At 68.7% G+C, this 26,744-nt stretch carries 23 protein-coding genes and 1 tRNA gene; 17 read left to right on the plus strand and 7 right to left on the minus strand.

All coding sequences use genetic code 11. The features are described 5' to 3' along the window. The first annotated feature begins 3 nt into the window (after nt 1-3). The 6 genes from AFR_RS00180 (at nt 4) to AFR_RS00205 (ending at nt 9,219) form a co-directional block, all read left to right on the plus strand. Nucleotides 4-885 carry a hydroxymethylglutaryl-CoA lyase gene (locus AFR_RS00180; RefSeq protein ID WP_023357268.1) on the plus strand — a complete coding sequence of 294 codons (882 nt, stop codon included), beginning with the start codon at nt 4-6 and terminating at the stop codon, nt 883-885. A 256-nt stretch (nt 886-1,141) separates the two neighbouring features. Beyond that, nucleotides 1,142-2,119 carry a hypothetical protein gene (locus tag AFR_RS00185; protein ID WP_148307826.1) on the plus strand — a complete coding sequence of 326 codons (978 nt, stop codon included), beginning with the start codon at nt 1,142-1,144 and terminating at the stop codon, nt 2,117-2,119. Between the two features lie 284 nt (nt 2,120-2,403). After that, nucleotides 2,404-3,699 (plus strand): chaplin family protein, encoded by a 1,296-nt coding sequence (locus AFR_RS00190; RefSeq protein ID WP_023357270.1) that lies wholly within the window; start codon nt 2,404-2,406, stop codon nt 3,697-3,699. Nucleotides 3,700-3,918: 219 nt separating this feature from the next. After that, nucleotides 3,919-5,445, plus strand: a complete 1,527-nt coding sequence (locus AFR_RS00195) for an acyl-CoA carboxylase subunit beta (protein WP_023357271.1) — start codon at nt 3,919-3,921, stop codon at nt 5,443-5,445. A gap of 13 nt (nt 5,446-5,458) precedes the next feature. Next, the gene (locus tag AFR_RS00200; RefSeq protein ID WP_023357272.1) at nt 5,459-6,616 is read left to right on the plus strand and encodes an acyl-CoA dehydrogenase family protein; all 1,158 of its coding nucleotides are present in this window, start codon (nt 5,459-5,461) and stop codon (nt 6,614-6,616) included. A 113-nt stretch (nt 6,617-6,729) separates the two neighbouring features. Beyond that, entirely contained in the window at nt 6,730-9,219 is a 2,490-nt protein-coding gene (locus AFR_RS00205; RefSeq protein WP_023357273.1) for an ATP-binding protein, read from the plus strand. Nucleotides 9,220-9,489: 270 nt separating this feature from the next. Here AFR_RS00205 and AFR_RS00210 read toward each other — a convergent pair whose 3' ends face one another. Next, entirely contained in the window at nt 9,490-9,984 is a 495-nt protein-coding gene (locus tag AFR_RS00210) for a MarR family winged helix-turn-helix transcriptional regulator (protein WP_023357274.1), read from the minus strand. Between the two features lie 103 nt (nt 9,985-10,087). Between AFR_RS00210 and AFR_RS00215 the strand changes: the two genes are divergently transcribed. Together AFR_RS00215 and AFR_RS00220 are read left to right on the plus strand one after the other, a co-directional pair. Further along, the gene (locus AFR_RS00215) at nt 10,088-10,666 is read left to right on the plus strand and encodes a YceI family protein (protein ID WP_023357275.1); all 579 of its coding nucleotides are present in this window, start codon (nt 10,088-10,090) and stop codon (nt 10,664-10,666) included. Between the two features lie 207 nt (nt 10,667-10,873). Further along, a complete protein-coding gene (locus AFR_RS00220) occupies nt 10,874-12,349 on the plus strand; it encodes a glutamate-cysteine ligase family protein (protein ID WP_023357276.1) in 1,476 nt (491 codons plus the stop codon). 27 nt (nt 12,350-12,376) lie between these two features. Here AFR_RS00220 and AFR_RS48320 read toward each other — a convergent pair whose 3' ends face one another. Then, nucleotides 12,377-14,230, minus strand: coding sequence for a DUF2339 domain-containing protein (locus AFR_RS48320; protein WP_023357277.1), 1,854 nt, complete (start codon nt 14,228-14,230; stop codon nt 12,377-12,379). 106 nt (nt 14,231-14,336) lie between these two features. On the opposite strand from AFR_RS48320, the gene AFR_RS00230 reads away from it, so the two are divergent. Next, a complete protein-coding gene (locus AFR_RS00230) occupies nt 14,337-15,176 on the plus strand; it encodes a PASTA domain-containing protein (protein ID WP_023357278.1) in 840 nt (279 codons plus the stop codon). A 9-nt stretch (nt 15,177-15,185) separates the two neighbouring features. Here AFR_RS00230 and AFR_RS00235 read toward each other — a convergent pair whose 3' ends face one another. Continuing rightward, nucleotides 15,186-15,485: a hypothetical protein gene (locus AFR_RS00235; RefSeq protein WP_041840473.1), complete on the minus strand. Its 300-nt coding sequence runs from the start codon at nt 15,483-15,485 to the stop codon at nt 15,186-15,188. Nucleotides 15,486-15,915: 430 nt separating this feature from the next. On the opposite strand from AFR_RS00235, the gene AFR_RS00240 reads away from it, so the two are divergent. From AFR_RS00240 to AFR_RS00250, 3 genes are all read left to right on the plus strand, one after another. Continuing rightward, nucleotides 15,916-16,797: a helix-turn-helix domain-containing protein gene (locus AFR_RS00240; RefSeq protein WP_148308241.1), complete on the plus strand. Its 882-nt coding sequence runs from the start codon at nt 15,916-15,918 to the stop codon at nt 16,795-16,797. Further along, nucleotides 16,761-16,985 (plus strand): DUF397 domain-containing protein, encoded by a 225-nt coding sequence (locus AFR_RS00245; protein ID WP_023357281.1) that lies wholly within the window; start codon nt 16,761-16,763, stop codon nt 16,983-16,985. The genes AFR_RS00240 and AFR_RS00245 overlap by 37 nt, the downstream gene beginning before the upstream one ends. Nucleotides 16,986-17,199: 214 nt before the next feature. Continuing rightward, nucleotides 17,200-17,652 carry a hypothetical protein gene (locus AFR_RS00250; RefSeq protein ID WP_023357282.1) on the plus strand — a complete coding sequence of 151 codons (453 nt, stop codon included), beginning with the start codon at nt 17,200-17,202 and terminating at the stop codon, nt 17,650-17,652. Between the two features lie 7 nt (nt 17,653-17,659). On the opposite strand, the gene AFR_RS00255 is transcribed toward AFR_RS00250, so the two are convergent. The 4 genes from AFR_RS00255 to AFR_RS00270 all read right to left on the minus strand — a co-directional run bounded on the left by AFR_RS00255 (nt 17,660) and on the right by AFR_RS00270 (nt 20,843). Further along, entirely contained in the window at nt 17,660-18,340 is a 681-nt protein-coding gene (locus tag AFR_RS00255; RefSeq protein ID WP_023357283.1) for a hypothetical protein, read from the minus strand. A 281-nt stretch (nt 18,341-18,621) separates the two neighbouring features. After that, nucleotides 18,622-19,443, minus strand: a complete 822-nt coding sequence (locus tag AFR_RS00260) for a WecB/TagA/CpsF family glycosyltransferase (RefSeq protein WP_023357284.1) — start codon at nt 19,441-19,443, stop codon at nt 18,622-18,624. Continuing rightward, nucleotides 19,425-20,498, minus strand: a complete 1,074-nt coding sequence (locus tag AFR_RS00265) for an NAD-dependent epimerase/dehydratase family protein (RefSeq protein ID WP_023357285.1) — start codon at nt 20,496-20,498, stop codon at nt 19,425-19,427. Before AFR_RS00265 ends, AFR_RS00260 begins: the two co-directional genes overlap by 19 nt. A gap of 262 nt (nt 20,499-20,760) precedes the next feature. Next, nucleotides 20,761-20,843, minus strand: a tRNA-Leu gene (locus tag AFR_RS00270). A gap of 168 nt (nt 20,844-21,011) precedes the next feature. Between AFR_RS00270 and AFR_RS00275 the strand changes: the two genes are divergently transcribed. From AFR_RS00275 to AFR_RS00295, 5 genes are all read left to right on the plus strand, one after another. Beyond that, entirely contained in the window at nt 21,012-21,797 is a 786-nt protein-coding gene (locus tag AFR_RS00275; protein ID WP_041840475.1) for an FHA domain-containing protein, read from the plus strand. A 5-nt stretch (nt 21,798-21,802) separates the two neighbouring features. Then, nucleotides 21,803-22,285, plus strand: coding sequence for an FHA domain-containing protein FhaB/FipA (locus tag AFR_RS00280; RefSeq protein ID WP_023357287.1), 483 nt, complete (start codon nt 21,803-21,805; stop codon nt 22,283-22,285). Next, nucleotides 22,282-23,709 carry a protein phosphatase 2C domain-containing protein gene (locus tag AFR_RS00285; RefSeq protein ID WP_023357288.1) on the plus strand — a complete coding sequence of 476 codons (1,428 nt, stop codon included), beginning with the start codon at nt 22,282-22,284 and terminating at the stop codon, nt 23,707-23,709. Before AFR_RS00280 ends, AFR_RS00285 begins: the two co-directional genes overlap by 4 nt. 80 nt (nt 23,710-23,789) lie before the next feature. Next, a complete protein-coding gene (locus AFR_RS00290; RefSeq protein ID WP_023357289.1) occupies nt 23,790-25,241 on the plus strand; it encodes an FtsW/RodA/SpoVE family cell cycle protein in 1,452 nt (483 codons plus the stop codon). Then, a complete protein-coding gene (locus tag AFR_RS00295) occupies nt 25,238-26,743 on the plus strand; it encodes a peptidoglycan D,D-transpeptidase FtsI family protein (RefSeq protein WP_023357290.1) in 1,506 nt (501 codons plus the stop codon). Before AFR_RS00290 ends, AFR_RS00295 begins: the two co-directional genes overlap by 4 nt. Nucleotide 26,744: the final 1 nt, after the last annotated feature.

Below are 26,744 nucleotides of genomic sequence, written 5' to 3' on the forward strand. Positions count from 1 at the left end.
GACATGACGGACACCGTCTCGATCCGCGAGGTCGCCCCCCGGGACGGCCTGCAGAACGAGGAGCCGATCGCGACCGACCACAAGGTCCGGTTGATCGACGCGCTCTCCCGTACCGGAGTCCAGCGGATCGAGGCCGTGTCGTTCGTCCATCCGAAGGCGATTCCGCAGATGGCGGACGCGGACGAGGTCTGGGCGCGGTCCTGGCACAACCCCGACGTCCGTTATTCCGCGCTGATCCCCAACACCCGTGGCGCCGAGCGGGCGATCCGGGCGGGCTTCCGGGAGATCGAGGTGGTGGTGTCGGCGAGTGACACCCACAACCGCCGCAATCTCAACCGCTCGACCGACGAGTCGCTCGATGACATCACCGGTCTGATCCCGCTGATCCATGCCGCCGGCGCCACCCTCGAGGTGATCGTCGCGACGAGTTTCGGCTGCCCCTTCGAGGGTGACATCGACCCGAAGCGGGTGGCCTCCATCGTGGAGCGGGTCCGCGCCGACGGCGCCGACCGCATCGCGTTCGGTGACACCACCGGCATGGCGACTCCCCGCCGGGTGCGTGATCTTCTTTCCGGGGTACGCCCGGACCTGCTCCACTTCCACAACACCAGGGGTACGGGGCTGGCGAACGTCCTGACGGCGCTGGAGCTGGGTGTGACGGAGTTCGACGCGAGCGTGGGCGGAATCGGCGGCTGCCCGTACGCCCCGGGGGCCTCCGGCAACATCGCGACGGAAGAGGTCGTGCACATGCTCGAGGACATGGGCATCAGCACGGGAATCGACCTGGAGAAGCTCATTGCTGTCGCCGAGCTGGCCGAAGGGCTGCTCGGGCGCACACTCCCGTCGGGTGTTCTTCGGGCCGGACCGCGTACCAGATTGGTCTGATTGGTCTCCGCTTTCCTGATCGGATTCGCGGGTGTTCGGTGCGATCTTTTTTCCTGAATGTCCGCGTGACCCCGGCTGTGTCGCTTCGTTACCAATACCGAGTGGCCGATATCGCCTCGTTCTTTCGACGGGCAGTCGGTCGCCGGTCACGAGTCGACGGCGAGGGGCGGGACCAATGACAGGGTCGGGGGTCGAGCGTTTTCAGCGCACGGCGTTCCTTCCTTCGTCCGTTCCGTCCGCCGGTGTCTCCGCGCTCATGCCGCCCCACAGCCAGGGGGCGGAGCGGCGCCGCGAGCACCGCCCAGGACGCACCGGTTCCCGGTGGGCCCTGCGGACACTGGTCATCGGCGGTCTGGCCGGCGCGGCCTGGCTGCTCACCGGCGCTGCCGCGCACGCCGCGGACCGTGATCCGGCGGGCGAGGGACTTTCCCTCGGTTCGTCGCTCATCGGTTCGGTGGTGCACGGCGACGACCGCAGCGGGCCGGTGGTCAACCGGGTCCTGAAGGCGGCCACCACGCCGCTGGACCCCGGCCACCGAGGTCTCGGGTCCGCGGTGGCGCTCCCGAACATGGTTGTGGGAACGCTGCACGAGGCCACACACAGCAAGGTCACACACAGCAAGAGCGACGCGGATTCCGCCCTGGGCGGGGTCGACGGCGTTGTCAGGGAGTTGACCGCTCCACTTCGCCCTGCCGGCGAAGCGGTGGACACCCGCAAGCTCGCCCCGGTCACCGAACTGCCACAGGACGAGGTCCTGGTGGACGACGTGGCAGCTCCGGAGGAGCCGGCGAAGCAAGCCGTGGCGCAGGTGGACGACACCCGGGCGGCGGTTGCCGACGAGACCGTTGCTGACCAGGTCAGCAGTGCAGTGGTCAGGGACGAGGAGCTCCCGGCGGCCGAGCCTGTGCTCGACCGGCGGAACACGGTGGGAAAGACCGTCACCCGGCAGCATTCACTTGCCGCCGACAGGCATCGGGCAGCCGTTGTGGAGGCCGAGCCGGTGATGGTCAGCGACACACCCGGCGGTGACGCACCCGCGCCTCTGCGGGTACACCTCGGGGCAGCGAACGGCGTCCCGGCTTCCGGGCCGGGAACTGCGACGGATGGTGGCTCTGCAGCCTTCCTTCCGGCCAAGGTCGCGGACAGCACGGTGGCGTTCCACCGGTTGCCCATCGCGACAGATGTCGAGGTCCGGCGGCACGACGCCGAGGCACCGACCGTCTCACCTGACTAGTGCCGGCACCGGCCGGCGCACCACGGATCCGCTGATCACCGGCGGGTCGGTGCGCCCGCACCACGGGCCCGATTCCCGAACCGCTTGCGAACAAGCGGCGAATCATCTCGCGGCCCAGGGTCAGCACGTCACCGCACCGAAGGCGCCATGAGCAAGGGGCGCGCGTCGACAAGCGGAGTCAGGGCAGTCGAATTAACGCCAGGGCACCGCTGCGCCCGAATGCACCGATCAATTGAATACGCGTCTCACCATTCTCTGACAATTCTGAAAGGCTTCTTTTTTCCATGAAGACTTGGGTTCGTAAGACTCTCAGCGTCGGTGTCCTGGCCGCTGGTGCCCTCCTGTTCGCCCCCGGTGCCGCGCAGGCCGACGTCTCCCAGGACTCGTCGCAGAACGTCGGCATCCTCAACGGCACGCAGGTGTTCGCACCGATCGCCGTGCCGCTGAACGTCGTCGGCAACTCGATCGGCGTGGCCGGCGAGGCCAACTCGGCGGGCCAGGGCATCAACTGGGTCGAGAGCGGCCAGCAGAACAAGGGCAACAAGGGCAACAAGGGCGACCGTCGTCACCGCGGTGGCAAGAACGTCTCCCAGAACTCGTACGGCAACTTCGGCGTCCTGAACGGGACCCAGGCGTACCTGCCGGTCTCCGTGCCGGTGAACGTGGTCGGCAACTCGGCCGCGATCCTGGGCCTGGCCAACGCTTCCGGCGCCGGTGTCAACCACGTCGAGAGCGGCAAGGTCACCGAGCGTCGCCGCGGCGCCGACCAGGACACGTCGGGCAACTACGGCGTTCTGAACGGCGCGCAGGTCTACGCGCCGATCGACGTCCCGATCAACCTGTGCGGCAACGCGCTCAGCATCCTGGGCCTGGCCCAGTCGCAGGCCGCTTGTGTCAACGGTGGCGGCCACCGCACCGAGTCCGTCTCCCAGGACTCGAGCAGCAACTACGGGATCGCCAACGGCACCCAGGTCTACGCCCCGATCTCCGCGCCGCTGAACATCGCCGGCAACTCGATCGGTGTCGCCGGTGAGGCCAACTCGGCCGCCGTCGCCAAGAACGAGTCCGGCAAGCCGGGTGGCTTCTCCCAGGACTCGTCGCGCAACGTCGGCATCCTGAACGGCACGCAGCTCGCGGCGCCGATCAGCATCCCGGTCAACGTGTGCGGCAACTCGCTCGCCGTCCTGGGTCTCGCCAACAGCGCTGCCGCCTGCGGCAACGACGTTGACGGCGACGGCGGCAACAAGGGCAACGGTGGCCACGGTGGTCACAACAACGGTGGCCACGGCGGTCACAACAACGGTGGCGACAACGGCGACGGTGACTACGCCGGCGACGGTGACGACAAGGGCTACGGCGACGACAACGACGTCGACGGTGACGGCGGCAACAAGGGCGACGGCTACGGCGACGGCAACGCTGCCGACAACGGCGACAAGTACGGCGACGCGCCCCGCAAGGCCCACGGCAAGAAGGCCACCACCGAGGCGGCCGGCATCGACGGTCTCACCCAGAACCTCAGCAACGCGGGTGGCCTGAACGTCGGTGGCCTGAACGTGATGGACACCCTCACCAAGTAGTGAGCTGATCCGTCGAGGCCCGGGTCACGCCGGTCCCGGGCGTGACCCGAGCGACGCCCCTGGGCGTCGGGCAGTAAACCGGCGCTCCTCCACAGCGCCGGTAGCACCACACGGACGGGAGTCCTCGCTCACGCGGGGGCTCCCGTTCCGGCGTCTCTGGCCCCGGTCAGCGGAATGCGCTAGCCTAACGATCGTTCAGGGCGGAACGAAGGGGGCCAGGTGGCATTCGACTCAGAGGCGCTCGCGCAGGCACGGAAGCGGGCGGTGGCCGGCGGTGCCGAGCGCTACCACGCCGCGAATGCCGCGAAGGGCAAGCTCTTCGCCCGCGAGCGCATCAGCCTGCTCGTCGACGACGGGACGTTCGTCGAGGACGGCCTCTTTGCCAACAGCCTGGCCGACGGACTGCCCGCAGACGGTGTGATCACCGGAAATGCCCTCATCGACGGTCGCGACGTGTGCGTGATGGCGAACGACTCGACCGTCAAGGCCGGGTCCTGGGGCGCCCGCACGGTCGAGAAGATCATCCGCATCATCGAGCGGGCCTATGCGACGGGCGTACCGATGGTTTATCTGGTGGATTCCGCGGGCGCGCGGATCACCGACCAGGTCGACCTGTTCCCCGGGCCGCGCGGCGCCGGCAAGATCTTCCACACCCAGGTGCGCGCCTCGGGCTCGATCCCGCAGGTCTGTGCCCTCTTCGGGCCGTCCGCGGCCGGCGGCGCCTACATCCCCGCCTTCTGCGACGTCGTCGCGATGGTCGAGGGCAACGCGAGCATGTATCTCGGCTCCGACCGCATGGTCGAGATGGTCACGGGGGAGAAGACGACCCTCGAGGCGATGGGTGGCGCGCGCGTGCACTGCGCGGAGTCCGGCGTCGGGCACTTCCTCTGCAAGACCGAGCAGGACGCCCTCGACGTCGTCCGCTCCTACCTCTCCTACCTGCCGTCGAACTTCGAGCAGCGACCGCCGGCCGCCGACGCGGCCGAACCGGCCAAAGTGGATCTTGCTGCTCTGGTCCCGGTCAGCGAGCGGCAGGCTTTCGACATGCGCCGGTACGTGAAGGGCATCGTCGACGAGGGCTCGTTCTTCGAGATCCATGCGCTGTGGGCGCGGGAGCTGACGGTCGGTTTTGCCCGGCTCGACGGCGAGGTCGTCGGTGTTGTCGGCAACAACTCGATGTTCAAGGGCGGCGTGCTCTTCGTCGACTCGGCCGACAAGGCGAGCCGGTTCGTGCAGCTCTGCGACGCGTTCAACGTCCCGCTGATCTTCCTGTCCGACGTGCCCGGCTTCATGGTCGGCAGCGCTGTCGAGAAACAGGGCATCATCCGGCACGGCGCCAAGATGATCAGTGCGGTCTCCGAGGCCACCGTCCCGAAGATCTGCGTGGTGGTCCGCAAGGCCTACGGCGCCGGCCTGTACGCGATGGCCGGTCCCGGCTTCGACCCCGAGGCGACGATCGCCCTGCCCACCGCCAAGATCGCGGTGATGGGCGCCGAAGCGGCCGTGAATGCCGTCTACGCCAACAAGATCGCTGCTCTGCCCGAGGACGAGCGTGAGGCCTTCGTGGCCGAGCGCCGCGCCGAGTACGAGCGCGACATCGACATCATGCGCCTGGCCGGCGAGCTGGTGATCGACACGATCATCGAGCCGGCCGACCTGCGCAGCGAGCTCATCCGCCGTTTTGCGGCCGCCCGCGGCAAGGACCGCGGCTTCTCCCGGCGCCGCCACGGCGTCACACCGGTCTAGAGAGGACCCCACCATGGTCGACTTCCGGCTCGGCGAGGAGCAGGAGGCGCTTGTCGCCAGCGTGCGGGAGTTCGCCCGCGAGCAGGTCGCGCCGGTGATCGCGGATCACTACGAGCGCAAGACCTTCCCGTACGACCTGGTCCGGCAGATGGGCAAGATGGGGCTGTTCGGGCTGCCGTTCGCGGAGGAGCACGGCGGGATGGGTGGCGACTACTTCACGCTCTGCCTGGCGCTGGAGGAGCTCGCCCGCATCGACAGCAGCGTGGCGATCACCCTCGAGGCGGGCGTCTCGCTGGGTGCCATGCCGATCTACCGATTCGGTACGCCCGCACAAAAAGCCGAGTGGCTACCCAGGCTGACCAGCGGTGATGCCCTCGCAGCCTTCGGCCTGACCGAGCCGGGCACGGGGTCGGACGCCGGTGCCACCACCACCCGCGCTGTCCTGGACGAGACGACGAACGAGTGGGTCATCAACGGCTCGAAGGCGTTCATCACCAACTCCGGTACGGACATCACGTGCCTGGTCACGGTCATGGCGGTGACGGGTGTGAAGGACGACGGCAGCAAGGAGCTGTCGACCATCATCGTCCCGTCCGGCACCCCGGGCTTCACTGTCGCACCGGGATACTCCAAGGTCGGCTGGTGCGCGTCCGACACCCATGAGCTGGCCTTCGACGACGTCCGTGTGCCGGCGGCCAACCTGCTCGGTGAGCGTGGCCGCGGTTTTGCGCAGTTCCTCCGGATCCTCGACGAGGGCCGGATCGCCATCGCGGCGCTCTCCGTCGGCCTGGCGCAGGGATGTGTCGACGAGTCGGTCAAGTACGCCAAGGACCGGGTGGCGTTCGGGCAGCCGATCGGCAACTACCAGGCCGTCCAGTTCATGATCGCCGACATGGAGATGCGGGCGCACACGGCCCGGGTCGCCTACTACGACGCCGCGGCGCGGATGCTCGCCGGCGAGGACTTCAAGCACCAGGCCGCTCTGGCCAAGCTCTACGCGAGCGAGGCGGCCATGGACAACGCCCGCTTCGCGACGCAGGTGCACGGTGGCTACGGCTTCATGAACGAGTCGGCTGTGGGCCGCTTCTACCGTGACGCCAAGATTCTGGAGATCGGCGAGGGTACGTCCGAAGTGCAGCGAATGATCATCGCTCGGGGCCTCGGCCTGTAGATCTTGGACTCGGGGTCGGTTTCTGCGGCAAATCCGACGGCCCAAGCGTCGGTTACTCGACAATCAGCCGGTTGAGCTCGGCATCCATCGACACAGGTGCCTAGGTTCAAGTCATGACGTCCGATCACGGGGCGGACCACGATGGTCCGGGATTCGACGCCGTGCTGCGCAGCTACCGGCTGCGGGCGAAGCTCACGCAGGACGAGCTGGCCGCCCGCGCCGGGGTCGGTGTCCGCACGGTCCGTGACCTCGAGCGCGGCCGCGCCTCCCGCCCGCAGCGCACCACGGTCGAGTTGCTCGCCGCCGCGCTGGGGCTGGCCGGGGCCGATCGGCTGGCGTTCCTCGCCGCGGCACGCGGGCAGCAGTCCGGGATCGCTGCCCCGGCACGCTACGTGCGCCTGCCTCCCGCCGGCGACCTGATCGGCCGTGACGGGGACGTCGCCGAGCTGCACGCCCGGCTCTCGCAGCCGCGCGACGACGGTCCGCGCGGCATCACACTCGTGGGTCTCGCCGGTGTGGGTAAGACCAGCCTCGCCCTGACTGTGGCGCATCGTGTTGCTCCGGCGTACCCGGGTGGTGTGGCGGGGATCGTGGTCACCGACGGCTCGACCGCCGGTGAGGTGCTCGGCGGTGTGGCCGCCGTGTTCGGGGTCGGCCGCCCGGACGATCTGGCACCGCGGTTTGCCGGTCGTTCCGCGTTGCTGCTGCTCGACGCGGTCGAACGCGCCTCCGAGGCGGTGGCCGAGGCCCTGAGCCGCCTGCTCGGTCAGCACCCGACCCTGCGTTTCCTGGCGACCGGCCGGCACCCGGTCGGCCTGCCCACCGAGCGGGTATGGCCGGTCGCGCCGCTGGTCGCGCCGCCCGCCGAGGCGGGTCCGACCCTCGCGGACGTTGCCGGTTACCCGGCCGTCGCCCTCTTTCTCGACCGCCTGGCCCGCGTACGCGATACGCCCGTCGAACCCGACGAGGTGGCACCGTTGTCCGCACTGGTCCGCCGGCTCGGTGGCCTGCCCATCGCCCTGGAGCTGGCCGCAGCCCGCGGGCGCGTGCTCACCGTCGCCGAGATCCTCGACCGGTACGGCGACCGCGTCCTCGACCTCTCCGGCCGCCCCGCCCCGGGAGGTGTCGTCTCGGTGCGCGACGCGGTCGCCGCCAGCTACCGCCTGCTGCCGGTCGACGAGCAGCGTGCCCTGCACCGGCTCGCCACCTTCCGGAACCGCTGGTCGCTGGACCTCGCGGAGGCGGTCATCGGCGACGGGCTGTCGACCGACGCGGTTCACCTGCTGGACCGCCTGCTGGAGCTGGGCCTGCTCAGCGCCCGGGGCGCGCGGGCGTTCCGCTTCCGCCTGCTCGACGTGGTCGGCGACTACGCACTCGAACGTGCCGCCGCCGGTGGTGACCTGCAGGCCGCGCGTCGCCGGCACGCCGAGGTCATGGCCGACCTGGCCCAGGGGACAGCGCCCGAGTTGAAAGGCGCACATCTGGCCGAGGCTGCTGCGCGGCTCGACGACGTCGCCGGTGACCTCGGTGCCGCGCTGACTTTTGCCGCCCGCGAGGAGCCGCACACTGCCCTGCGTATCGCCGCTGCTCTGCCGCGGTGGTGGCGGTTCCGCGGGCGGGACGTCACCGGTCGGCAGTGGTTGCGGCGGCTGCTGGCCGACCCGCGGACGGCTGACGCGGATCCGGGCGTACGCGCTTGGGCCAAGGTCGGTCTGGCCCAGCTGGCGCTGGAGCACGGATCCGGCGCCGAGGAGATCGGCTCGGCCGAGGCGGCCCTGGCCGATTTTGAGAAGCTCGACGAGGTGTCCGGGCAGCTCACCGCGCACACCCAGCTGGCCGCGCTGTGGATGACCAACCGCGGTTACGACCGGGCGCGGCAGCATGGCGCCGCCGCGCTCGAGCTGGCCCGCACCAGCGGCCGGATCCGTGACATGGCCGTGGCCGAGAACAACCTGACCTGGCACGAGATCCGCCAGGGGGATCTCGCCGCCGCCCGGGTGCGGCTCGCCCAGGTCGACCGGCTGGCCAGCCGGTGCGGTGAGCACCGGTTACGGGCCGTCGCGGTGGCGAACCTCGCCGAGGTGGAACGCCTCGACGGCCGTTTTGACGAGGCCGCACGTCTGGGTCGCGACGCCATCGTCGAGCTCGAGGAGGTCGGCGACCCGGGGCACCGGCGCCGGGTGCTGGCAACGGTCGGGCTCGCCCTGGCCGACGGCGGGCGGCTGGAGGAGGCGGCGGCGGTGCTGGCCGAGCTGCGACCGGCCGGAACGATGGGCCACGCCGACGGGCCGGCCGGGATGTCGGGTCACGGCGACGGGCCGGCGGCCATCGTCGAAGCAGCGGTGTCGCTGTGGCGGGGCGAAGAAAAACGCGCGGCGGAGTGCTTCGCGGCGGCTGCCGAGGCCTACGACGGTGGGCACGATCCGCGCGACACGGTGGAGGCGCTCGTCGGGCTCGTGCGCAGCACCCCGGATCAGGAACGCCGGCGGGAAGCGGTCGCTCGTCTGCGCGAGCTGTGCCGAAGCGGAGGAATCACGCTGCTGCCCCGCGAGCGGACGCTGCTCGGCGCCGACGTGACCCGCGAGATCGAGGCGGAGGAGTGAGCCGGCCTGTCGGGGCGTGGACGACCGGCGCTTCATGTGGCCCCCCACACGCCGGTCGTCACAACGCCCCGGTAACGCGGCGAGAACGAAGGCACCCCCGTTTGCCCCGCCTCGGCCTCGGCCGCGCCGCGTCCCCCTTGCGGAGATCACCCTAGCGGGGCGTAGCTGCCGATTTGTGCAGATAGGCGGGTTTCGACCCGGGCGAGCGGCGGTTCTGCCGGTAGTTCTGCCGGTTGATCCCCGCCGGTGCCGACCCATCGATACAGAGGGCTACGCGGCCGTCTCGGTAACGCCGTCGCTGACGCTGCCCGCGGTCGCGCAGGGATTCACGGCGTCCCGGATGGTGCGCAGCGAATCCATCATCTGGGAGAGCTGGGCGGGCTCGAGCTGGCCGATGAACCACTGCTGCACCAGGGCCAGATGGCCGGGCAGGATCTCCTCGAGCCGCGCGAGCCCGGCATCGGTGATCACGGCGTACGAGCTGCGGCGGTCGCTCGGACAGGCCTCGCGGCGGATCAGGCCGCCGCGGTCCATGCGGTCGACCACCCTGGTCACACCGCTGGTGGACAGCGAGGTCTGCCCGGCGAGGTCGGTCATCCGCAGACGGTTCTTCGGCGAGCGGGCGAGGCGCATCAGCACCTCGAACTCGACCGGGGACACCCGGTGCTCGTCGAACTGGGCGGCGAAACGGTTGGTCAGCCCCGCGAACGCCTCGGCGAACAGGCCGATGGCGGTCAGGCGGGAGTCGTCAAAGTTGGTACCCACCCGCCGAGCTTATCAGCGATCCCTTGACACGAGGAATATTGCTTGGCATATAGTTGCTCCGTCAGACAACAACTTTGGCTCTGCCCCGTGAAAGGAACGTGTCATGACCGACTCCGTCGTCAGCACTCGCGAGTTCGAGGGTCTCCAGATCCCCGCCGCCGGCACCTACCAGCTGGACGCCGCGCACAAGCGGGTCGGCTTCGTGGTGCGTCACCTCATGGTGAGCAAGGTGCGCGGCAACTTCTCCGAGGCCGACGCCACCATCATCATCGCCGAGGACCCGCTGCAGTCCTCCGTCACCGCGACGATCACCACCGCCAGCGTGCAGACCGGCACCGTCGACCGTGACAACCACCTGCGCACGGGCGACTTCTTCGAGGCCGAGAAGTACCCGGTCATGACGTTCCGCAGCACGGGCATCAAGTCCCACGCGGGCGCCGAGTTCGTCCTCGACGGCGAGCTGACCATCAAGGACGTCACCAAGCCGGTCGAGCTGGTCGTCGAGTTCGAAGGTGCGACCACCAGCCCGTACGGGCAGGCCGTCTTCGGTTTCAGCGCCACCACCGAGATCGACCGTGAGGACTGGGGCCTGACCTACAACATGGCCCTCGAGTCCGGCGGCGTCATGATCGGCAAGAAGGTCAAGATCGAGATCGAGGGCGAGGCCATCCGCCAGGCCTGACCTCCACCTTTCAGCGAGAGCGCCGTCCGTTCGGGCGGCGCTCTCGCTGTGTCCGCTCCTCTGCTGGCGGCATCGACGGGGGAGTGCGAAGGTAGACCCTGCGCCGCCACTTGCTCACCGAGCGCAATCTGTGTCCGTTTCGTCCCTGGCCACGGTTATCGGGCCCACATAACGTGAGAGCGTCACGCGAACGTGCCAGGAGGAACGATGGGTAAGGACCTCTCAGGGGTCGTCATCGCTCAGGACGATCGGGTCCACTATCGGCACAAGGTGCGTCGCTGCCTCGAGGTGCTCTCCTCGATGCTCGGCAACTCCGCCTTCGACGCCGACAGCCCCACGACCGGGCTCGAGATCGAACTCAACCTGATGGACGCGGACGCCGAACCGGCCATGCGGAACGCCGAGATCCTGGCCAACCTGGCCGACCCGACCTTCCAGCCCGAACTCGGCCAGTTCAACCTCGAACTGAACGCCCGGCCCAGGCTGATCAGCGGAAACGGGTTCGCCGACTACGAGGACGACATCCTCGACAGCCTCGCCCGGGTCGAGGACCGCGCGAAAAAATCGGACAGCACCATCGTGCTGATCGGCAGCCTCCCCACCCTGCGACCGGCGCACCTGGTCCTGGCCAACCTCTCCGCGAACGAGCGGTACCGAGCCCTCAACGACCAAATCGTCGGCGCCCGCGGCGAACAGTTCAGCGTCGACATCAACGGCGTCGAACGGCTGCAGACGACCAACGACTCGATCGCGCCCGAGGCGGCGTGCACCAGCGTGCAGTGCCACCTGCAGGTGCCGCCGGACCGGTTCGCCGCGTACTGGAACGCGTCACAGGCCGTGGCCGGCGTTCAGGTGGCGATCGGGGCGAACTCCCCGTACCTCCACGGCCGTGAGCTGTGGGCCGAGACGCGGATCGCGCTGTTCGAGCAGGCCACGGACACCCGTACGGACGAGCTCAAAGCCCAGGGCGTACGCCCGAGGGTGTGGTTCGGGGAACGCTGGATCACCTCGGTGACCGACCTGTTCGAGGAGAACGCGCGGTACTTCCCGCCACTGCTCCCGATCATCGACGACGAAGACCCGCTCGCGGTGCTCGAAGCCGGTGGGGTGCCGCGGCTGGGCGAGCTGCGGCTGCACAACGGCACGGTCTACCGCTGGAACCGCCCCGTCTACGACGTGATGAACGGGCTGCCGCATCTGCGAGTGGAAAACCGGGTGCTGCCGGCGGGGCCGACCGTCGTCGACATGCTCGCCAACGCGGCGTTCTACTTCGGCATGATCCGGGAGCTCGCCGAAGAGGACCGGCCGATCTGGGAGACGCTGCCGTTCACGGACGCGGAGGACAACTTCCACGCTGCTGCACGGCGCGGGATCGAAGCGTCACTCGCGTGGCCAGGGCTCGGAACCGTTCCGGTGACACGGCTCGTGCTGGACGTGCTGCTGCCCAAGGCGTACGCGGGGCTCGATCGGTTCGGGGTTGATCCGGGGCTGCGGGACCGGCTGCTCGGGGTGATCGAGGGGCGGTGTGGCAGTGGGCGGAATGGGGCTTGGTGGCAGGTCGGGGCTGTTCGGCGGGGGGAGGGGCGGGGGCTTTCGCGGGATGCGGCTTTGCATGCGATGTTGCTTCGATATCGCTCTCTTCAGGCTTTGAACTGTCCTGTTCATCTTTGGCCTGGGGAGTGAGGTTTTTGGGGGTGGGGCTTGGGGGATTTAGGTTGCGGGGTCGTCGGTGGTGGGGCGGCGGGGGCTTCTTTTTTGGGGCTTTTGGGCTGGGAGTTCAGCCGTGTCCTCTACCCACACTGGAGACGGGGAGGCTTGCGTGCCTGACGTGGGCGCCTCAGTTGCGGTTTTTGGCGCGGCCTTTGTCGGCGTGGTCGGGGTTGCGGGTTGCTTGGGGCGGTTCGCGGGGGTCTTGGGTGACGGGGTCGGTTTATCGGAAGTGGCGGCATCCGCGCGGCCGGGCGTCGGTTTGGGGGCCGATTTCTGCGGGCTCGGGGATTTCCGTGGTGCGGGGGATTCATCCGATCGGGGCGGGTTGATCTTTGCGACCTGGGGGGCGGCCGGGGGTGGGGCGACCGTTGAGCGGCTGTCCGACCTGCCTGGGGTGGGGGTGGCGGTCGGTCGGGCGCTGCCGTCCACTGAGGCCACTCTCGGGCGGGCCGAGGCAGCGGGCTTGGCTGTGGGCTTGCTGCGGGTTGGTGTCGGCGGGCTCACGCTCGGTGGTGTTGCCGCTGGGCTCTGACGCGCATCGTTACCGGCGGTGGGGGCCTGCTCGGCTGCACGGGGGCGTGGGGCGGTGGTCTGGTCACCGTCGGAGGTGGGGGCCTTCGCTCGGCCGGTGATCACGGCCGGGCGGTCGGTCGGGTCGGGATGGGCTGCTTTGCTTCGGCGAAGGCGGCCCAGCAGGGAGGGACGCGCTCGGCCGGACGTGGTCCCGCTCGCCTGAGAGTCACCCGCCGCCTGGGGGGATCCCTGCGGCTGCTGGTTGCTCGGCGTCTGCGGTGAGGCCGACGACCGCTGGGTGTTCGCGGTTTTCGCGGTGTTCGGCCCTTGCACAGTGTTCGGCGCTTGGGGGGTGTTCGGTGCTTTTGGGGAGTGCGGGGGGCGGCTCGAGGGGGCGGGGCGGGGGGCCGGGACCGCTGCGACGTCGCGCTTTTCTGGGGTGGAGCTGATGGCTCGGGGGCTTCGGGCTGGTGCCGAGGGGCGCCGGGTGGCGCGGCGCTGGGCCAGCGCGACGGTCAAGGCGGAGCCGGCCAGGCCGGTGAGGACGCTGTAGGGGGCGATCAGGTAGGCCGATTCGAGGGGGCCCAGGGCGCCGGTCAGCTGCGGTGCCAGGACAAAAAAGGCGCCCGCGACCAGCAGGGGGCCGACGGCTCCGGAGGCGGCGGCGCCGATGCCCAGGTCACCGCGGCGGACGGCGGGCAGGGCGCCGATCACGCCGATGACAAACGCGGCGAGCAGGGTCAGCAGGGTGCTCGGCCAGTAGATGGTGCCGTAGCGGTCGTCGAGCGAGTCGGGAGCGGCGAACTGCCAGCTCGACAGGTAGGTCGCGGACGGGCGGTGCCAGAAGATCGAGACCACGACTGCGGCCACGGCCAGGGACCAGAGCCAGGCCGCGGTGGCGATCAGGTTGGCCGCGACCGGCCTCGACACCACTGCCCAGTAGGCGATCAGCAAGCCCAGCAGCACGCCGACAACCGCGTACCCGCCGGCGATCGTCTGGGGGGAGAACGTGTCCGTGCGTACGGCTGCCCGGGCCGGGAGGGCGATGAGCGCGACCGTGAGCAGGGCGCCGACCGCCGCCGAGGCCGCCAGGGTGAAGCGCCAGGGACCGCCGGCCTGACGGCCGAGCCGCCCCGCGATCACCGCGCCGAAGACGGTGGCGCTCGCGGCGATCCAGGTCGCCCAGCCGAGGCTGCCCAGCCACACACTGTCGTCCGTGGTCGCCACCGTGGGCCACACGACCACGCCCAGTCCGTAGCCCAGGCCGAGCTGGGCGGCGCCCGTCCCCGCGGCCACTCCGGCCGCGGCTGCCACCTGCGCTGTCCAGCCCTTGTCGGCCATGCCGGGCACTGTAGCCGTCGGTGACGATGCCTGCGAATCAATGAGGTGATGCCTCAAGATTGGTTAGGTTGGCGTCAGAAGGCGGACGAGGGGAGAGGGACCGGCGATGTCCGACGACAGGGAACCCCGCCGCCAGGACGAGACGAACGAGTACTTTCCGTTCGGCGAAGAGGGCGAAAACCGCCCGAACGATGGTCCCCGAAAGGAGGACACGTTCGGCGACCGCACCGAGCAGATGCCTCGTGCCCCTTTCCCGGACGACGACTCCACCTCGGTGCTCCCTCCCGCAACCGATGACGGTACGCGCACGCTGAGTGACTATCGCAGCACCGACAACTGGGCCGACGACGGCGACCCGGTGTGGTCCGGTCGTGCCGGCGTACGCCCGCAGCGCCCCGGGTACGGCGACGAGGAGACGGACTGGGCCACGGTCCCGGCGGATGAGCCGCGGGGCAAGTGGTGGATGCCGATCGTCGTCGGCATCGTGGGTCTCATCCTGCTGGGCCTGCTGGGCTGGGGGATCTACCTGATCGCACAGTCCTCCGGGGACACCACGGACACCACGCCGGCCGTGACCGCTCCGGCCGCGCCGCCACCGGCGGCCACCGAGCCCACGACCACACCGCCGTCGACGGCGCCGACGACCACCGAGCCGACGAGTTCACCGGCGCCGTCGCCGACGGATGTGACCGTGCCGGCGCTGCGCGGCCTGTCGCTCGACGAGGCTCGGGGTGCGCTCGACCGTAAGGGCCTGAGTTATCGCCTGCGCTATGTGACCAGCGAATCCCCGGCCGGCACCGTGATCGACAGCGACCCGGCCGAGGGCCAGCAGGTGCCGGCGGACACGGTCGTCGCACTGATCATCGCGGCTGCGCCGACCACACCGGCCACACCCACGGAGACACCGGCGACCACGGACCCCGGGGAGCAGCCCGAGGGTGAGTGAGCGGCCGGGTCAGCGGTTGGCGCGCATGGCGCGGGCCGGGATCGAGCCCGTCGTCAGCCCGGGCTGACGGCCGTTGCGGGTCCGGGGGTCCGGTGCCTTGCCGACCTGGCGCAGACCGTTGACCTGCACAAAGATCGAGCGGCGCTCGACCGCGTCACCGGATCCGTTGAGCTCGTAGCCATCCAGCCAGATCCAGCCGTCGTAGGTCGGCCAGTCGTGCACCCGGATGACCCGGAAAAGCATCGGCGCCGCGAATTGGACACTCGCCGCCTTCGTCACATGTATGACATCGCCGGACCGAGGAAGCACGTCATCTCCTGTCCTGAACCCAGAGGGCAAACATCACTTTGCCGCATAGTGAACACAGATGGTCCAGTGTGCCCGGCTCGTGCGTGTTTGCAAGGTTGCGATGATGCCAATCATCACAACGGTGCGGTAACGCATTGCGACTCCCAAAAGGTCCACGAAGGACACTCGGGTGTCGCTTTTGCTGTGGTGCGTCGGGCTCGGCGGTGTCTCTCGGCGATCTTGTGAAAACACTGAGTGACGCGCGCCATAGGCAAAGATTGCACCACGAGTGGAATCGATGCAAGTTGCAGTTCAGCCGAAAGTGACCTAACGATCACTGTGGACGCTTGAAGGATCAAGAGATCAACAGAGAGACTGAGTCCGACAAACACCGTACGGCGGACTTCTGCTGTCGCTTCGCCGCACGATGCCACGCAGCTCGGAGGTGAGCGTGAATCCGCGCCGCAGCCCCACTATCCGCCGCCGCCGACTCGGCGCTGAACTCCGCAGATACCGGGATGCCGCCGGCGTGACGATCGACGTGGTGGCCGAGCGCCTCGGCTGTTCACCGTCCAAGGTGTCCAGAATCGAGACCGGCCACACGAGCGCCACCCCGCGCGACGTAAAGGACATGTTGGACATTTACGGCGTGGACGGGGTGGAATCGGACGAATTGGTTCAGATATCGCGCGAGGCCCGCCAAAAAGGATGGTGGCATCCGTTCAGCACGGTGCTCTCCGGCGCCTTTGTCGGGATGGAGGCCGCCGCCAAGACGGTGAGGGCGTACGAACAGCAGGTCGTGCCGGGTTTGCTGCAGACCGATAAGTACGCAATAGCGATGATCCGTGCCGCCCGACCGAGTGACAGCGACCAAGAAATAGAGCAACGGGTACGCGTCCGGATGGCTCGCCAAGCGTTATTGATTCAGGACGATCCGATCGATCTTCAGGTGGTGCTCGATGAAGCGGTGGTGAGTCGCCCCGTCGGCGGCGACGAGGTCATGCGAGATCAAATGCTCCGATTGGTCGAAATGAGCCTGTTGCCGAACGTCACTCTGCAGATCCTGCCGTTCGCGGCAGGAGCCCACGCCGGCATGGACGGCACATTTTCGATCCTCGACTTCCCTGATGCCGAAGATCCCAATGTGGTGTTCGCCGAGAACGCGACCGGCGGGCTGTTTCTGGAGAAGAGCGATGAGCTTCGTAAGTACAACTCCATCTTCGAGACCATCCGGGCGACGGCCCTCTCTCCCGAGGAGTCCAGAAACATGATCGTTTTGCTGGCAGAGGAGCCATTGTGGAAGTTGAGACCAAGGGTTTCCGGGTCGATCTGAACCGTGCGCAGTGGTTCAAGAGCACGCGCAGCGGCCCGAACTGTGACAACTGTGTGGAGGTGGCCTTCGTGGACGAGGCCATTGCCGTCCGGGACTCCAAGAACCCGGCCGGACCCGCTCTGATCTTCACCGCCGCCGAGTGGGATGCCTTCGTGGGGGGCGCCAAGGACGGCGAGTTCGACCTGTAAGGAACGGCACCGAGGGCCGCCCCCGCCGCGAGCGTGGGGGCGGTCGTTGCATTTTGCCCCATTTGCACCGTCGCCCTGCGCGGATCGCCTCGTTGAACGCTCTAAGCGCGGACCGGACCGCGCGCCCCGAACCGCCGTCGGCCCGTACGGCTGACCGTCCCCCTCGCGTGACGGTGCGGGCAGGCCATCATTACGAGCGAGGCAAGGCGAGCAGATGACGATTGGTTCCGACAACCTCAGCAACGGTTCCTCGACCGCGCAGGACCGTTTCAGCGGTGGCGTGAGCGCGTACAGGCAGACCCGGCGTGACGCGGCGCTGGCCGCCGAGAACGGCGACGGCGAGCTCGTCTCGCGTGGCAACAGCGGAGCCGGCCTGTCCTCGGGCCTGCCCACCCGGACACCCATCGAACCGACCAGTGCCCTGGACCGGGCGGCGAAGCTGCCGTCCCTGGACCTGCAGGGCCTCACCGAGCCGGTCTTCCCCTCGCACGGCTGGGTCGACGCGAGCAGCTCCCAGTCGATGGCGGACCACCCGCTGCTGCGCGGACTGCTCCTGGAACTCCCGGCCCGCGGCACGATGCCGGAGTCCGGCTGGCTGGACCGCTGGTTCGAGGCGGCCCGCTCGATCCTCGAGCTGCTCTACGTCCAGGAAGCCAAGCGCAAGTAGGGCAGTGTCAGGCGGCGCGGCCCGCGGGTGCGGCGGTGACCGCCACGTGACGCTCCTCGGGCAGTGCGGTGTAGGCCTCCGCCGGCGTCGACGTGCGCATCGACGGCAGGGCGCGGAGGCTGCCCCGGCCGATCGGGGCGAGCACCGAGACGTTCAGCCGGCTGTGCCGGATGGCGTGCCTGATGCCCAGGACCAGGACCACGACGCCGACCGCGGTGAGCACGATCCCGGCCACCCCGGCTCCGGGCAGCTCGATCACACCGGCGGCGATCGGTACGCCGGCCAGGGCGGCCAGACCGGTCACCTGCAGCGGCGTCGCGACGAGCGGGTGAGCGGCCGCGGCACGCAGGGCCGGCGGCGCGGGGGTCAACGGGGCGGTGGCGAACGCACTCGCGCCGTGCCGGATCTGGGTGAGGCGCCGCGCGGTCACCAGCGTCACCACCAGAGCGGGGACGGCGGGGAGCAGTGCAGCCGCCGGTGCGGCGGAGGAACCGGGCAGCATCCCGGTGAGCAGGGGCACGGCGATGAACACCGCAACGCCACCACCGACCAGCATGGACAGTGCACGGGCACGGCGGCGCAGCTCGCGGGCGGTGCGGGCGCTCGGCAGCGTGTCGGCGACCAGTCCGGCCGTGAGCCAGACCGCGGCGAGTGCGCCGATCAGGATGAGGTCCGTAACGGTGTTCACATCGACAGACTTCACCCGTGGCGCAAGGAGCAAAACCGGGATATGCCCGGACCGGGTACCCGTAGGGGTCGGAACACCACTGCGCGTATCGGACTAATTACGCAGGGCGCTCATCCCAATGGGCGAAGTGGACAATCGCCCCTGTTGTGACGGTGACGCGTGTCCTAGTGTCGGGTGCCAGACGTCGAAAATGCATCGTTCGGCGTCGAGGGCTCGACCTGGGGAGGTCGGCCGGGGTCCCGGCGGCGACGCGGCCGGGTCCCCGGCACCCACACCGCCGGTCAGACGGCGAAGTCGGTGACCGGCTCCGAGGTCGGTGCCGGAGGTGTTGCCTTCCAGATGCCGGCCTTCTGCAACGCCAGCCGGGACAGGTACGCCGGGTTCAGCAGGATGTACCGCTTCCAGAGCCGCTTGGGCTCCAGCCCGAGACGCCACAGCCACTCGAGGGCGTACTTCTGCATCCAGGCGGGCGGGTTCTTGAGCAGGCCGGCGTGGTAGTCGAAGGCCGCACCGACGGCGAGCAGCGGCATGTCGAGCAGCGGGCGCATGGCGTAGGCCCAGATCTCCTGCCGGGGGCAGCCCAGGCCGACCAGCACGATCCGGGCACCCGAGGCCTTGATGCGTTCCGCGATCTCCGCCGGCTCACCCGGGTGGCTCTTGCGGAACTTCGACGCCTCGACACCGGCCAGCTTCAGTGCGGGGAACATCCGCTCCAGCGCCGGGACCAGCTTTTCGAGGGTGGGCTCCGTGGACCCGTACAGGTAGACGGGGAGGCCCTCGGCCGCGGCCTGGCGCAGGACGCGCAGGGTGAGCTCGGGGCCGTAGACGCGGTCGGTGAGACCCGCGTGGTGCAGCAGGTTGAGCGCGCCGCGAACCGGCTGACCGTCGGGGGTGACGAGGTCGAAGGAGTTCAGCCGCGCGTTGTGCGCCTTGTCCTGCACGCCTGTCATGACGCCGTGCACGGCCAGCGCGGTGACCGCGTAGTGCCGGCGTTCACGGGCGGCCTCGATGATCTGAGCGGTCGCAGTGTCGTAGTCGGTCGCGTCGACCAGCACACCGAGGACGTTCTTCTTGCCTCCGGCGGTCACGACTGCGGAACCCACTTGCCGACGTTCGCCTCGTAGATCTCCTGAAGGATCATCGGGACGTCGTAGACCTGCTTCCACTCCGGGTAGTCGGCCTGGAACGCGGCCATCGAGCCGATCCACCACTGGTGGTCGCCGATGCGGTTCTCGTCGACGTACTCCGTGACCATCTCGGTGCCGCTGATCTTCTCGGCCATCGCGAACGCCTCGAGGTTCGAGCAGTTCGAGTGCCGGCCGCCGCCGAGGTTGTAGACCGCCGCCGAGCGCGGGTTGCGGAAGAACGCCTCGAACGCGCTGAGCACGTCGTGGCTGTGGATGGCGTCGCGGACCTGCTTGCCCTTGTAACCGAAGATCCGGTAGAGCCGCCGTTCCATGTTCGCGCGCATCACGTACCCGAGGAAGCCGTGCAGCTCGGTCGCCGAGTGGGCCGGCCCGGTGAGCGTGCCACCCCGGAAGATAGCGGTTTTCATGCCGAAGTAGCGGCCGTACTCCTGGGCCATGACGTCCGCGGCGACCTTCGACGCGCCGAAGACCGAGTGCAGCGTCTGGTCGATCGACATGTCCTCGGTGATGCCGTCCGCGTACGCGTGGGACGGGTCGATCTCCCAGCGTGTCTCCTGCTCGATCAGCGGGAGCCGGTTGGGGGTGTCCCCGTAGACCTTGTTCGTCGAGCAGTGGATGAACGGCGCCTCGATGCAGTGCTCACGCGTGAACTGCAGCATGTTGAGCGTGCCACCCGCGTTCACGTCGAAGTCCGTGAACGGGTCCCGCACAGCCCAGTCGTGCGACGGCTGCGCCGCGGTGTGGATCACGACCGCGATGTCACCGGCGTACCGCTTGAAGATCTTCCCCAGCGAGTCCCGGTCCCGGATGTCCACCCCGTGATGGGAGTACGCCGCCCCGAGGTCCGCGGAGAGCTGCTGGACGTTCCACGCCGTCGAAGCCTCGGCCCCGAAGAACTCCTGCCGCATGTCGTTGTCGATCCCCACGACCTCCAGGCCGAGCCCGGCAAAATGCCGGACCGCCTCGGAGCCGATGAGACCACCCGATCCAGTAACCAGGGCGACGGCCACGAGCAAACTCTCCAGAGGTCTAGGGAGTAAAAACAAGTCGAGAGCATAACGCCCCGACCCTCACGCTCCGTAAATCACCCGCAGGGGGACCACAACGTCTCCAAGAGTGACCGAGCGCAGCAAGGGCGGCCCTCCCAGCGTGAGCGATGCAGCCAGGTGCCCACCGCAACGCGGGGCGTCCGGGGGCTCGGCCCCCGGAGCAGATATGACGAGACGCCCCCGGTCCGCGCTTCTTGCGGACATGGGGCGCCTAGGCGTCTCGTGGGGATGGGGGGAGTTGAACCCCCACGTCCTTTCGGACACACGGACCTGAACCGTGCGCGTCTGCCATTCCGCCACATCCCCGTGGCATTCAGTTAGCCGGAACAGACTACGCTGTCCCTCGTTACACCGCGAGCAGATACTGCCCGTGACGCCAGGGAAGACTAGCACGGCGTCAGGGGCTGCAATACGAGGGTCAGGAGCGACCGGTTGCTCTTCGCAGAGATGCGGAAGCGGCGGCCGGATACCATCATGTCCTCGGAACCCGAGGAGGAGCCGGTGAGCGTGCTGCAGCGCTTTGAAAAGCGATTGGAAGGCCTGGTCGAGGGGGCCTTCGCGAAGGTCTTCAAGGGTGTCGTACACCCGGTGGAGATCCTTAATGCCATGCAGCGGGAGGCCGAGGCGCACAAGGCCATCCTTGCCGGTGGCCGCACCTTGGTGCCTAACCGCTACGTGATCGATCTCTCGCCGTACGACCACAGCAGGCTGGCGCCGTATGCCGCTGCACTGGCCCAGGAGCTGGCCCAGTCGCAGGCGGAGTTCATCGGCGAGCAGGCCTGGACGGTCTACGGCGATGTGATCGTGGAGATCGAGCGCGGTGACGGGCTCGATACCGGCATGTTCCGTGTCACGGCGGAGGTGTACACCGGCGGCGAGGTCGCTCCGGTGCAGCAGCCTGCCTACGACGCGGCTCCGGCGTATTCGCCGTACGACCAGCAACAGCAGGGTGGGTACCAGCAGCACGGGCACAACGGCCGGAATGTCGGTCTGGTGTCGGGCGACGGGCGCACGTACCCGCTGCAGATGGGGTCGACGGTGATCGGCCGTGGTGACCAGGCGAATCTGCGTCTGCCGGATGTGGGTATCTCCCGCCGGCACGCCCGGCTGGACTACGACGGCAGTCAGGTCGTGCTGACCGATCTGGGTTCGACGAACGGCACGATGGTCAATGGCCAGCGCGTGTCGGCCGTGGCGCTCAACCCGGGCGACATGATCCAGTTGGGGACGACCACCCTCACGTTCCGAGTGGACGGCTAGGCACCTTGCCAGAATTTGTCCTCACCGTTGCCCGGTTCGGCTTCCTGATCCTGCTGTGGATCTTCGTGTTCACGGTTGTCGGGGTCATCCGTAAGGATCTCTTCGCCGGTGTCCGGTCCAAGAGCATCGTCGCCAGTCCACGAGGTGTGGGTGGCGCGGTGATCCAGGGCCGGCCCGCGAAGGCGAAGCGTGGGAAGGCGGCCCGGCAACTCGTCGTGACCGCCGGTCAGTTGGCCGGCACCAGGATCACGCTGGGTGAGGCTCAGATCACTATTGGACGGGCGGAGGACTCGACGCTGGTCATCACGGACGACTTCGCGTCGGCTCGACACGCCCGGCTCGTGCCTCGGGACGGCCAGTGGTTCGTGGAGGACCTCGGCTCGACGAACGGCACCTATCTCGATCGCGGTAAGGTCTCCGGACCTACTCCCGTCCCCCTTGGCGTGCCGATCCGGATCGGCCGCACTTCACTCGAGTTACGGCCATGACCCTGACCCTGCGCTACGCCGCCCAGAGCGACCGCGGTCTGATCCGAGACGGAAATCAAGACTCCGTCTACGCCGGACCGCGGCTCCTTGCCGTCGCCGACGGCATGGGCGGCATGGCCGCCGGTGACGTCGCCAGCAATATCGTCATCGCGGCCATGGCCCCGCTCGACGAGGACGTTCCCGGCGATGCGCTGGTGGACGCTCTTCGGCACGCGGTGGGCACGGCCAATCAGACCCTGCGCGACACCGTCGACGCCAACCCGCATCTCGAGGGGATGGGCACCACGCTGACCGCGGTGCTCTTCTCCGGCAGCAAGATCGGGATGGTGCACATCGGCGACTCGCGCGCCTACATGCTGCGCCAGGGTGAGTTCTCGCAGATCACCAAGGACGACACCTACGTTCAGATGCTGGTCGACGAGGGCCGCATCAGTCCGGAGGAGGCGAGCAGTCACCCGCAGCGGTCGCTGCTGACCCGTGCGCTCGACGGCCGGGACATCGACCCCGAATATTCGGTGCGCCAGGTCCTCAAGGGTGACCGCTATCTGATCTGCAGCGACGGCCTGTCCGGCGTTGTCAGTGCCGAGACCATCGGCGAGAGCATGCGGGACATCCAGGACGCCCAGGCTTGCTGTGAGCGTCTGGTGCAGCTCGCGCTGCGGGGCGGTGGCCCGGACAACATCACGGTGGTGGTCGCCGACGCGACCGACGCCGACATCATGGAGCAGGCTCCGATCGTCGGTGGCGCTGCCGCCCGCGACCGTGGCAACTCCACGGTGGCTGATGCGTCCAGCGCCGCGGCTCGTGCGGCGGCTCTGCAGGCGCCTCCGCGACCCGCGGCCCCGGAGAACACGTCCTACGACCGTGACGAGGCCGACCAGCCCAAGCGGCATCCGGTGCGGACCAGTCTGCTCGTGCTCCTGCTGCTCGGCGTGCTCGGCGGTGGCCTCTACCTGGGCTGGCAGTACACCCAGGACCAGTATTACGTCGGTGCCACCGAGCAGGGCCAGCTGGCGATCTTCCGCGGGGTGCCGGGGCAGATCGCGGGTCTCGACCTGTCGAGCGTCCACGAGACCAGCGAGGCACGCCTGGACGACCTCACCACGGTCGCGCAGGACCGGGTCAAGCAGGGCATCCACGCGGACAGCAACCCGGATGCGCAGCGCCGCCTGGCCGAGCTGACCAGCGACGAGCCGTCCAACCCCAACCTGAAGCCGATCTGCTCCCCGAGCAGCCCCGCGCCGACGGTGACGCAGCCGGTGAACCCCTCCGGCGCACCGTCCGCGGCAGGGAAGACGACGTCTCCCAGCCGGAACACACCCTCCTCGGCGCCGGCGCTCGCGCCTGCCACCACGCCGGACGCCCAGCCTTCGGACTCCGCCCCGCCGGTCGTCGACCCGGTCGGGTGCCGGCCCGTCGACTGAGTGTCCGCTCACCGAAGTCTGGGGACTCTTTCTTGACCGCGCCCGCCATTCCGGCTCCCACACCCGCGTCCACGGGTGAGATGCCGCGTGTCCCGGGCACAAAAACGGGGCGCAACGCCGAGCTCGGACTGCTCGCCTTCGCGATGGTGATCGTGGCCGCTTACGGCGCCACGGTCGAAGCCAACCAGTACGACAAGATCACGCCGACCTTCTGGGTGCCGGCGGCTCTCCTGAGCGTCCTGTTCCTGGGGCTGCATCTCGTCGTCCGGTTCGTGGCGCCGCACGCCGACCCGGTGCTGATCCCGGCGGTCGCCCTGATCAACGGTCTCGGTGTCGGCTTCCTGCGGCGGCTGGACATCGCCAAGGCGATCTCCGAGAAGCAGCCCGAGCTGGGTGTCTTCGCCGGTGTCGGTGGCCGTCAGCTCGCCTGGACGCTGGTGGCCCTGGTCCTGGCGGCGGTGCTGTTGCTGATCGTGCGCGACCACAAGACCGTCTCCCGGTACGCGTACACGCTGGGTCTGGTCGGCATCGTGCTGGTGATGATCCCGGCGGTGCTGCCGAGCAGCATCTCCGAGGTCAACGGGGCCAAGCTGTGGATCAAGATGGGCGCGTTCTCGATCCAGCCCGGTGAGTTCGCCAAGCTGGCGCTGGTCTCGTTCTTCGCCTACTACCTGGTCCGCAAGCGTGAGGTGCTCTCGCTGGCGAGCCGCCGTTTCCTCGGCATCGACTTCCCACGGGGCCGCGACCTGGGCCCGGTTGTCACGGTTTGGTTGCTGTCTCTGCTGGTTCTCGTCTTCGAAAAGGACCTCGGGACGGCGCTGCTCTACTTCGGTCTGTTCGTCGTGACGCTCTACGTCGCGACCGAACGTGCCAGCTGGTTGATCATCGGCCTGGTCATGTTCTTCGGCGGCGTCTACGTGGCGTACCTCCTGGGTGCGTCGATCGGCGGCCCGTTCGCCAACTTCTACGACCGCGCCACGGTCTGGCTCGACCCGTTCGCCTCGGAGAACTACGAGCGCATCGGCGGCAGCTATCAGCTGGTCCAGGGCCTGCTCGGCCTCGGTACGGGCGGCATGTTCGGCACCGGTCCGGGTGCCGGCTCGCCCGGCTTCGTGCCCGAGGTGCGCAACGACTTCATCTTCGCGGGCATGGGTGAGGAGATCGGCCTGTTCGGCCTCTCCGCGCTGCTGGTCTGTTACCTGCTGATTGTCGAGCGCGGTCTGCGTGCGGCGCTCGGCGTCCGGGACTCGTTCGGCAAGCTCGTCGCCGGCGGCCTCGCCTTCACACTGGGCTTGCAGGTCTTCGTCATCCTTGGTGGCATCACGGGGCTGATCCCGCTGACCGGTCAGACCACGCCGTTCCTGTCCTCCGGCGGTTCGTCGCTCATGGCGAACTGGCTGCTCATCGCGATGCTGCTGCGGATCTCCGATGCCGCCCGCAAACCCGCGAACGGCGGCCCGGCGGCATCCGGCGGACCGAAACAACCACCCGCCCAGCTCCACGGCGCCATGACGGAGGTGATCAAGCCGTGAACGCACCCCTGCGCAAGGCCGGCGTGGTCATCCTCGTCCTCTTCGGCATGCTCTTCGCCAACCTCAACTGGGTCCAGGCCTACAAGGCCGACGACTACCGCACCAGCGACTACAACGGACGTGTCCGTGTCGCCGAGTACGAGACGCCGCGCGGAGTCATCGAGGCCGGTGGTGAGGCCCTCGCCCAGAGCAAGGCGACCGACGACACCCTCAAGTACCTCCGCGTGTACCCCGAGAAGAAGGTTTACGCGCCGATCATCGGGTACAAGCCGGTCGACAACGCCGAGACCGGCATCGAGCGCAGCGAGAACGACTTCCTGTCCGGCGCGAGCGACAAGCTCTTCGCCGACCGGGTCAGCGCCATGTTCACCGGTGACAAGGCCGGCGGCGGCAACGTTGTGCTGTCGGTCAAGCCGAAGGCGCAGGAGGTCGCGTACAAGCAGCTCACGAACAACGAGCGCGGCGCGAAGGCGGGCTCCGCGGTGGCGATCGACCCGCGGACTGGGGCGATCCAGGCGCTGGCCTCGTTCCCGACGTTCGACCCGAACCCGCTGGTCAGCCACGACAACAAGGTGGCCACGGCGGCGTTCAAGGACCTGAACGCCGACAAGGACAAGCCGCTGCTCAACCGCGCGCTGTCCGAGACCTACCCGCCCGGCTCGACCTTCAAGGTGATCATCTCGGCGGCCGCCCTCCAGGACGGATACGAGCAGAGCACCGAGATCCCGGCCGGCCAGACCTACACGGCACCCGGGTCCGGCGCTCCGATCAAGAACTCCGAGGACCAGACCTGCCCCGGCGCGCAGGTCACCCTCAAGGAGGCCCTGACCGACAGCTGCAACACCGGGTACGCCCAGCTCGGCGTCAAGCTCGGTGGCGACAAGGTCAAGAAGGCCGCGCAGGCGTGGGGCTTCGAGCAGAACGACCTGACGGTGGGCAACCTCCAGGAGGGCACCGGACTGCCGGTCGCCGCCAGCAAGACCGGTGAGATCAAGAACCCGGACGGCAGCACCGACCAGGCCGGCCTCGCTCAGTCGTCGATCGGGCAGAAGGACGTCCGGATGACGACGATGGAGGGCGCGCTGATGGCGGCCACGGTCGCCAACGGTGGCAAGCAGATGCGCCCTTACCTGGTGCAGCAGCTGCTCAGCCCGGACCGGCGGCCGATCTACAACGCCAGCCCGCAGACCCTGCGGACCCCGGTCAACGGCCAGGTGGCCAGTGACCTCAAGGACATGATGGTCAGCGTCGTCGAGAACGGCACCGGCCAGCGCGCGAAGATCGACGGGTACGAGGTCGGCGGCAAGACGGGTACGGCGCAGAACGCGGTGGACGCGGACGACCACGGCTGGTTCATCGGATTCGCGTACAACGACAAGGGTGAGGCAGTCTCAGCAGTCTGCGTCATGCTGGAGAACGTGCCCGGCGGACATGCAAGCGCCGAGGCGGCCCGGATCGCCGGGCTCATCATGAAGGCCGCGGCGGGCCGGGGAGGGGACTGAC

Source organism: Amorphoplanes friuliensis DSM 7358 (genome assembly GCF_000494755.1).
In the GTDB taxonomy this organism is placed as follows: domain Bacteria; phylum Actinomycetota; class Actinomycetes; order Mycobacteriales; family Micromonosporaceae; genus Actinoplanes; species Actinoplanes friuliensis.